Raw genomic sequence first — 8,444 nt, forward strand, 5'->3', positions numbered from 1 at the left:
CGGGGCCGCCCTGGTGGCGGCCCCGTGTCCCGTTCCGCAAGTCCCATAGCGCACCCGCCGCGGTGGATAAACAGCGGTCTGACACTTGTACGTAGGAGCACTGGAGCTGGACCTGCTGCTGGGCGACGTGCACTCGCTCAAGCAGAAGCGATCGGTGGTTCGGCCCGTCGTGGCCGAGCTGAAGCGCAAGTTCGAGGTGTCCGCCTCCGAGGCGGGCCACCTCGACCTGCACAGGCGCGCCCTGATCGGAGTGGCGGTCGCCGCCGCCGACGCGGAGCATGTCAGGGATGTCCTCGCCGCCTGCGAGCGGCTCGTCGCGGGACGCCCCGAACTGGAACTGCTCTCCGCCCGCCACAGGCTGGTCGGGCCGGAGGACGAGTAGCGGAAGAGGAGGGAGCGCCGTGGCCGACCAGGCACGGGCTCGCAAGCTGGCCAAGCGGATCTCGCAGATCGTCGCGTCCGCGCTGGAGCACCAGGTCAAGGACCCCAGGCTGGCCAGGGTCACGATCACCGACACGAAGGTGACCGGCGACCTGCACGACGCGACGGTGTACTACACGGTGCTGGGCGAGAAGCTCGACTCCGAGCCGGACCTCGCGGGCGCCGCGGCTGCACTGGAGAAGGCCAAGGGCGTGCTGCGCAGCACGGTCGGCCAGCAGACCGGGGTGCGGTTCACGCCGACCCTGACCTTCGTCACGGACACCGTGCCCGACGAGGCCCGGAAGATGGACGAGCTGCTGGCCAAGGCCCGCGAGCTGGACGCCGAGGTGGCGCGCATCGCCTCCGACGCGAAGCCCGCGGGCGAAGCGGATCCGTACAAGGCCGCGCGTGAGGTGGAGGAGTCCGACTAGCGTTCGGGTCGTGGATGACCTGAACGCGGCCGTCGCCGCAGCCGCACGCGTGCTGGAGCGGGCCCGAGACGTCACGCTGCTCGGGCACGTGAACCCGGACGCCGACGCGCTGGGCAGCGCCCTGGCCCTCGGTCTGGCGCTGCACCGGCGCGGCGCGACCGTTCGGGTGTCCTTCTCCGAACCCGCCGAGGTGCCCCGCTCGCTGGCGGGGCTGGACGTGGCGGGCCTGCTGGTGCCGCCGTCGCAGGTGCCCGAGCGCCCCGAGGTGCTCGTGGCCCTGGACAGCGGCAGCGTCGGCAGGCTCGGCCACCTCGGCGGCCGGATCGCCACCGCCGAGCACGTGGTGGTCATCGACCACCACGTGTCCAACCCCGGCTACGGCACGATCAACATCGTCGACGACCGCGCCGAGGCCACCGCCGTCGTGGTCCTGCGCGTGCTCGACGAGCTGGGCGTGGAGCTGGACGAGCCGGTGGCCCGCTGCGTCTACGCGGGCCTGGTCACCGACACCCGCTCGTTCCGGCACGCCACCGAGTCCACCCACCTGGTGGCCGCGCGCCTGATCGCGGCCGGTGTGGACGGCGAGGCGCTCGCCCGCTCCCTGATGGACTCGCACCCCTTCGGCTACCTGGCGATGCTCGCCGGGGTCCTCGGGCGCGCCCGGCTGGAGCCGTCGGCCGCCGGTGGGCTGGGCCTGGTGCACGCCGTGGTGACCCTGGAGGACGCGGCCGGGCTGCGCTCCGAGGAGGTCGAGAGCGTCGTGGACCTGGTGCGCACCACCACCGAGGCCGAGGTCGCCGCCGTGCTCAAGGAGCTGCGTCCGGGCCGCTGGTCGGGGTCGCTGCGCGCGGTGAGCCGGGTGGACGTGCGCGAGGTGGCGCAGCTGCTCGGCGGGGGCGGGCACCGGCTGGCCGCCGGGTTCACCGCCGCCGGGAGCGCCGAGGAGGTGCTGGAGCGGCTGCGGCAGGCGCTGGAGACCGTCGTGGCCGCGGCGGGCGAACCGCGCGACCTGCGCCGGTAGAGCCCGCGCCGGTAAGGACCGTCCGGAATCCGCTCACCCCTGTGCTTGGCTGATCCCGGTCGAGCATGGGGGTGCGAGTGGTGGTCGAACGGGTTCCAGCGCGCAGGGTCGTCGGACTGGCCGCGCCCGCGCTGGTGGTGCTGGCGGCCGAGCCGCTCTACGTGCTGGTGGACACGGCCGTCGTCGGCCACCTCGGCGCGCTGCCGCTGGCCGGTCTCGCGCTGGGCGGCGTGCTGTTCACCCAGGTCGCCACGCAGCTGACGTTCCTGTCCTACGGCACCACCGCGCGCACCGCCCGGCTGTTCGGCGCCGGTCGCCGCGCGGAGGCGGTGGCCGAGGGCGTGCAGGCGACCTGGCTGGCGCTGGCGGTCGGCGCGCTGGTGATCGTGCTGGGGCAGCTGCTCGCCGGGCCCGCCGCGCGCCTGCTGGTCGGCGACGAGGTCGTCGCGGCCGAGGCGGTGTCGTGGTTGCGGATCGCGTTGTTCGGCGCGCCGATGGTGCTCGTGACGATGGCGGGCAACGGCTGGATGCGCGGGGTCCAGGACACCCGCCGCCCGCTGCGGTACGTGCTGCTCGGCAACGCGGTGTCGGCGGTGCTGTGCCCGCTGCTGGTGCACACCGCGGGCTGGGGCCTCGAGGGCTCCGCGGTGGCGAACGTGGTCGCCCAGCTGCTGTCCGCCGGGCTGTTCCTGCGGGCGCTGGTGGTGGAGCGGGCGCCGCTGCGGCCCGCGCCCGCGCTGATGCGCGCCCAGCTCGGCGTGGGCCGCGACCTGGTGCTGCGCAGCCTGGCGTTCCAGGCGTGCTTCCTGTCGGCGGCGTCGGTGGCCGCCCGGACCTCGGTCGCCGCCGTCGGCGCGCACCAGGTGGTGCTCCAGCTGTGGACGTTCCTGGCGCTCGTGCTGGACTCGCTGGCCATCGCCGCCCAGTCGATCGTGGGCGCGTTCCTCGGCGCGGACCGGCGCGAGGACGCGCGGGGCTTCGCGCGGCAGGTCACCCGGTACGGGCTGGTGTTCGGCTCGTGCCTCGGGGTGCTGTTCGCCGCGCTGTCCGGGGTGCTCCCCGGCCTGTTCACCGGGGACGCGGGCGTGCTCGGGGAGATCCCGAACGCCTGGTGGTTCTTCGTGGCGCTCCAGCCGATCGCCGGGGTGGTGTTCGCGCTCGACGGGGTGCTGCTGGGCGCGGGCGACGCGGCGTTCCTGCGCACCGCGACGCTGCTGTCGGCCGCCGCCGGGTTCCTGCCGCTCATCTGGTTGAGCCTGGCGTTCGGGTGGGGCCTGTCGGGGATCTGGACCGGGCTGTCCGCGTTCATGGCGCTGCGCCTGGTGGCCGTGGTGCTGCGGACCCGCTCCGGCAGGTGGGCGGTTCCCGGCGCGGCCGTGTGACGAGCGTTGCCCGCCGGAATTGTTAACGGTAAACAATGGTTGTCGATGGAAGGAGTGTCGACACCCGCACCGCCCGAGGAGTTGTGAGGTCTTGCCGGTCGATCGCGCCACGCGCCGAGCGTGGCTGATCTGGTCCACCGCCGTCGTCGTCTACGTCGCGGCCCTGTTCCACCGCACCTCGCTGGGGGTCGCCAGCCTGGAGGCGGGGGAGCGGTTCGCCGTCGGGTCCGCCGCGCTCGGCGCGTTCACCGTGCTGCAGATCGGCCTGTACGCGGCCATGCAGATCCCCACCGGGCTGCTGGTGGACCGGTTCGGCCCCCGCCGCGTGCTGGTCGCCGCCGCGCTCGTCATGGGCCTGGGGCAGACCCTGTTCGCCCTCGCGCACTCGTACCCGCTCGGCCTCGCCGCGCGCGCGGTGCTCGGCGTCGGCGACGCCATGACCTGGGTGAGCGTGCTGCGGCTGGCCGCCGCGCACTTCCCGCCGCGCCGGTTCACCGTGGTGATGTCGCTGTCCTCCGCGCTCGGCGCGATCGGCAACCTGGCGGCCACCGTGCCGCTGACCCTCATGCTCGACGGCATCGGCTGGACCACCACGTTCCTGGTCGCGGGCGCGGCCACCGCCGCCTACGCGGCCGTGGTGGCGCTGAAGGTGCGGGAGAGCCCCGACGGCGTCGCGCAGCCGGAGCCCGAGCGGGTGCGGCTGAGCGTGGTGGGCCGCAAGGTCGCCGAGGCCTGGCACGTGCCCGGCACCCGGCTCGGCTTCTGGGTCCACTTCACCACCATGTCCACCCCCATGCTGCTCAGCCTGCTGTGGGGCTACCCGTACCTGGTCGAGGCGCAGGGGATGCCCGCCGCGAGCGCGTCGGCCGTGCTGAGCGTGATGGTCGTGGTCGGCCTGGTCGCCGGGCCGGTGCTCGGCGGGGTCATCGCCCGCAACCCGGAGTGGCGGATGCCGCTCGTCGGCGGGTACCTGGCCGTCGCGGTGGGCGTCTGGGCGGTGCTGCTCGGCTGGCCGGGCGGGGTGCTGCCGCAGCCGCTGCTGCCGGTCGCGTTCGGCTTGCTCTCGCTCGGCGGTCCCGCGTCCAGCGTGGCGTTCGCGCTGGTCAGGGACTACAACCCGCTGCACCGGGTGAGCACCGCGACCGGGGTCGCGAACGTCGGCGGGTTCGCCGCGATCACCGTCATGGCGCTGGTCATCGGCGTGCTGCTGGACGTGGTGTCGTTCCTGCCGCCCGCGCAGGCGTACCGGGTGGCGCTGCTGTCCGCGGCCGTCGTGCTGGTGCTCGGCACCTGGCGCACGGTCGTGTGGTGGCGCCGGGCCCGCGCCGCCGTGTTCGCCGCCGAGGACCGGGGCGAGGAGGTGCCAGTGCAGATCCGCCGGGGCCGCTTCGACATGCGCCTCGCGGCCTGATCCCGCCCGTCCGGGCGACCGTCCCCCACTCCGGAGGGGCGGGCGCGCGGACGGCAAATAGGATGTCCCGCCGTGCCCGCATCTCCCCGCCCCGCTGTTCCGCCCGGTCTCGTCGTCGTGGACAAGCCCGACGGCATGACCTCCCACGACGTGGTCGCCAAGGTGCGCCGCATCCTCGGCACCCGCAAGGTCGGCCACGCGGGCACGCTCGACCCGATGGCCACCGGCGTGCTCGTCCTCGGCGTCGAGCGCGCCACCAAGCTGCTCGGCCACCTCGCGCTCGACAGCAAGGCCTACCTGTCCACGATCCGCCTCGGCGCCTCCACCACCACCGACGACGCCGAGGGCGAGGTGCTGTCCGAGGCGGACTCCACCGCCGTGCCCGAGGACGCGATCCGCGCGGGCGTCGCCAAGCTCACCGGCGCCATCCAGCAGGTGCCCAGCGCGGTCAGCGCCGTGAAGATCGACGGCAAGCGCGCCTACGCCCGCGTCCGCGCGGGCGAGGAGGTCGAGCTGCCGCCGCGCCCGGTCACCGTGCACCGGTTCGACGTGCTGTCGATCCGCCGCGAGGCCGACGCGACCGAGCTGGACGTGCTGGTCGAGTGCTCCTCCGGCACGTACGTGCGCGCGCTGGCCCGCGACCTCGGCGCCGACCTGGGCGTCGGCGGCCACCTGGCCGCGCTGCGCCGCACCAGGGTCGGCCCGTTCGACCTGCGCGTGGCCCGGACCCTGGAGCAGCTCGCCGACGAGCCCGGCCTGTCCCTCGACCTGGACGCCGCGGTGTCGGCGGCGTTCCCGCGCCGCGAGATCACACCCAGCGAGGTCGTCGCCCTGTCCCACGGCCAGCGCCTGCGCGCGGGCGGGGTGGAGGGCACCTACGGCGTGTTCGGCCCGGACGGCCACGTGGTCGCCCTGGCGAAGGACGAGGGCCCGCTGGCCAAGCCGGTCGTCGTCCTGACCCCCGCGGGCTGACCGCCCACCTCCGCCGCGCAATCCCAGCCGTCCGCCGGCCCACCGTCCAGGGTGGACCGGCGGGCGGCCCGTTCCCAGGGGGGACCCCGGCCCGCCCCGGCGGTCCGCTCCACCCCGCCCGCCACGGTTGCCCGCGATCCCCGCGCACCCCCGCCCGCGCAGGCGACCCCGCTCGGGTGATCCGCGCCCCCGCACCACCCGGCATGACGCGCGTCACCCCGCAGCCACCGCGCCCGCCGCCCGGCGACCGCCCGCCCCACCGCCACCGACCATGATCACCCGCGCTGACGTGCGCCGTCCGCCCGCCGCGACCCCCGCCCCCGCTCCCACCCCGCCGCCCGGTGATCACCGGACGGGGGACAGCGCGCGCGGCGGGCGTCACCGCTGCCCGTAGGCTGCACCCCGTGCAGCGGTGGCGAGGACTCGACCAGATCCCCGGAGGGTGGGGGCGCTGCGTGCTGACCGTCGGCTCGTTCGACGGCGTGCACCGCGGCCACCAGGCCCTCATCCGGCGCGCGGTGGAGACGGCGGCCGAGCGCGGCGTGCCGTCGGTCGTCATGACCTTCGACCCGCACCCGGCCGAGGTCGTGCGGCCGGGCAGCCACCCGGCCAAGCTCACCGACCTGCGCAGGCGGGCCGAGCTCGTGGAGGCGCTGGGCGTCGACGTCTTCTGCGTCGTGCCCTTCACCCCCGAGCTGTCCAGGATGCCCGCCGACGAGTTCGTCCACGAGGTCCTCGTCGACCGGCTGCACGTGGCAGCGGTCGTCGTCGGCCGGAACTTCACCTTCGGCAGCAGGGCGGCGGGCAACGTCGAACTGCTGCGGGAGCTGGGGCAGAGGTTCGGTTTCGTGACCGAGGGAGCGGATCTGTTGTCCGACGACGGGGTTACCTACTCCTCCACCTACACCAGGGCGTGCATCGACGCGGGCGACGTGGCAGCCGCCGCGACCGCGCTCGGCAGGCCGCACCGACTGGAGGGCGTCGTGGTGCGCGGTGACGGCCGGGGTCGCGACCTCGGCTTCCCCACCGCGAACATGTCGCTGCCCGAGTCCGCCGCGGTGCCCGCCGACGGCGTGTACGCCTGCTGGTTCGTCCGGGACGGGCACCCGACGATGCGCGCGGCGGTGTCCGTGGGCACCAACCCCACGTTCTCCGGCAAGGAGCGCCGCGTCGAGGCGTACGTGCTCGACTTCGACGACGACCTGTACGGCCAGACCGTGGCGCTCGACTTCGTCGCCCGGCTGCGCGGGATGGTGAAGTTCGACGGCGTCGAGGCGCTCGTCGAGCAGATGCACCGGGACGTGGCGGACGCGCGCGTCCAGCTCCCGGACGCCTGATCGACATCTGACCAGGTCAGCGGAACCGGCCTCGTCCGGGCCGCGGGTTTGGCAGGATACGTTCACGACATCGGGTGGTACCGGGAGGGCGAGAACGAACGTGGAGGACCACAAGATCGTCCAGCGCAACCTCGCTCTGCAGCGGGAGTGGTACGGGGAACCCCTCGGGGACCGGGTGCGCAGGCTGGTGGTGGCCTTCAACGTCTCCCAGGCTCAGCTCGCCGAGGTGCTGGGGATCAGCGCCCCGATGCTCAGCCAGGTGATGAGCGGGCGGCGCGCGAAGATCGGCAACCCGGCCGTGCTCGCCCGGATGATCATGCTGGAGCGCAAGGTCCTCACCCCGGACGTGGCCACCGGCGCGCCCGAGGCGCTCCAGCGGGCGCTGGACGAGGTGCGCGACTCCAAGCCCACGGTGAGCCGCGACTCGCTGCCGGTCAACGGGGCCGACGACGAGACGGCGCTGCTGCCGTACCTGCGCCGGATCGCCGACCGCCGCGAGCTGTTCCAGGCGGCCGACGTGCTGGGCGAGGACTTCCCGGCGCTCGCGGACCTGCTGCGCAGGGCGGGCCGGGCCCGTTGAGGCTGTTCACCGCCCTGTTCCCGCCGCCCGAGGCGGTGGCGGAGCTGGAGCGGGCGCTGGCCGAGGTGCGGCCCGGCTACCCCGAGCTGCGCTGGTCCCCGTCCGAGCGGTGGCACCTCACGCTGTGCTTCCACGGCGAGGCGGACCCGGACGGCAAGCTGACCCCGTTCGAGGGAATGGCTGCCCCGTCCGTGCGGTTCAGCGGGTGCGGGCACTTCCCCGGCGTGCTGTGGGTCGGGGTCGAGGGCGAGGTGGAGCCGCTGGCCCGCGCGGCGGGCGCGCTCCCGGACTGGCAGGCGCACGTCACGATCGCGAGGTCGCGGCGCGCCAAGCGGTTCCCCAGGCTGGACTTCACCGGCGCGGAGTGGACGGCGGGTGAGGTCGCGCTGGTCCGGAGCGAGCTGGGAGTCGGCTACACCGTTCTCGAGCGGGTGCAATTGGCCACGCCTTCGGCTTAGTGGCCGCAACTGCTGGTAACCTACCACGTTGGGTCTGGCTGCGGTCCGTGGCGGCCAGCACCGCCTACCCCGGTTCGCCGGGGCTCCACGGCACCGATTTCCAGGCGATTGAGGAGCACCACGAAGTGGCACTGACCACCGAGCAGAAGAAGACCATCCTCACCGAGTACGGCGTCCACGACACGGACACCGGTTCGGCCGAGGCGCAGGTCGCGCTGCTGAGCAAGCGCATCTCCGACCTGACCGAGCACCTGAAGAAGCACAAGCACGACCACCACTCGCGTCGTGGTCTGCTGCTGCTGGTCGGCCGTCGCCGCCGCCTGCTCGACTACCTCAAGAAGTCCGACATCGCGCGCTACCGGACGCTGATCCAGCGCCTCGGCCTGCGCAGGTGATCCGCGCCGAAGGGGGGGTTACGGGCCGGGCACACCC

General features: G+C 74.2%; 10 protein-coding genes. All 10 read left to right on the plus strand.

Features of this window, described 5'->3' with window-relative positions; genetic code table 11:
* Positions 1-85: 85 nt before the first annotated feature.
* The 10 genes from ACTUAL_RS31205 to rpsO all read left to right on the plus strand — a co-directional run bounded on the left by ACTUAL_RS31205 (position 86) and on the right by rpsO (position 8,407).
* Positions 86-382: a DUF503 domain-containing protein gene (locus ACTUAL_RS31205; RefSeq protein WP_096496522.1), complete on the plus strand. Its 297-nt coding sequence runs from the start codon at positions 86-88 to the stop codon at positions 380-382.
* A 19-nt stretch (positions 383-401) separates the two neighbouring features.
* Positions 402-851, plus strand: coding sequence for a 30S ribosome-binding factor RbfA (gene rbfA, locus ACTUAL_RS31210; RefSeq protein WP_096496521.1), 450 nt, complete (start codon positions 402-404; stop codon positions 849-851).
* Positions 852-861: 10 nt separating this feature from the next.
* Positions 862-1,872: a DHH family phosphoesterase gene (locus tag ACTUAL_RS31215; protein WP_096496520.1), complete on the plus strand. Its 1,011-nt coding sequence runs from the start codon at positions 862-864 to the stop codon at positions 1,870-1,872.
* A gap of 65 nt (positions 1,873-1,937) precedes the next feature.
* Positions 1,938-3,254 (plus strand): MATE family efflux transporter, encoded by a 1,317-nt coding sequence (locus ACTUAL_RS31220; protein WP_096496519.1) that lies wholly within the window; start codon positions 1,938-1,940, stop codon positions 3,252-3,254.
* 91 nt (positions 3,255-3,345) lie between these two features.
* Entirely contained in the window at positions 3,346-4,665 is a 1,320-nt protein-coding gene (locus ACTUAL_RS31225; RefSeq protein ID WP_096496518.1) for an MFS transporter, read from the plus strand.
* Positions 4,666-4,800: 135 nt separating this feature from the next.
* Positions 4,801-5,637 (plus strand): tRNA pseudouridine(55) synthase TruB, encoded by an 837-nt coding sequence (truB, locus tag ACTUAL_RS31230; protein ID WP_440902741.1) that lies wholly within the window; start codon positions 4,801-4,803, stop codon positions 5,635-5,637.
* Positions 5,638-6,041: 404 nt separating this feature from the next.
* The gene (locus ACTUAL_RS31235; RefSeq protein WP_096496516.1) at positions 6,042-6,974 is read left to right on the plus strand and encodes a bifunctional riboflavin kinase/FAD synthetase; all 933 of its coding nucleotides are present in this window, start codon (positions 6,042-6,044) and stop codon (positions 6,972-6,974) included.
* A 100-nt stretch (positions 6,975-7,074) separates the two neighbouring features.
* Positions 7,075-7,554, plus strand: a complete 480-nt coding sequence (locus ACTUAL_RS31240; protein WP_015804522.1) for a helix-turn-helix domain-containing protein — start codon at positions 7,075-7,077, stop codon at positions 7,552-7,554.
* A complete protein-coding gene (locus ACTUAL_RS31245; RefSeq protein ID WP_440902740.1) occupies positions 7,551-8,012 on the plus strand; it encodes a 2'-5' RNA ligase family protein in 462 nt (153 codons plus the stop codon). Before ACTUAL_RS31240 ends, ACTUAL_RS31245 begins: the two co-directional genes overlap by 4 nt.
* Positions 8,013-8,137: 125 nt before the next feature.
* Positions 8,138-8,407, plus strand: a complete 270-nt coding sequence (gene rpsO, locus ACTUAL_RS31250) for a 30S ribosomal protein S15 (RefSeq protein ID WP_096498046.1) — start codon at positions 8,138-8,140, stop codon at positions 8,405-8,407.
* Positions 8,408-8,444: the final 37 nt, after the last annotated feature.

The organism is Actinosynnema sp., from assembly GCF_052038725.1.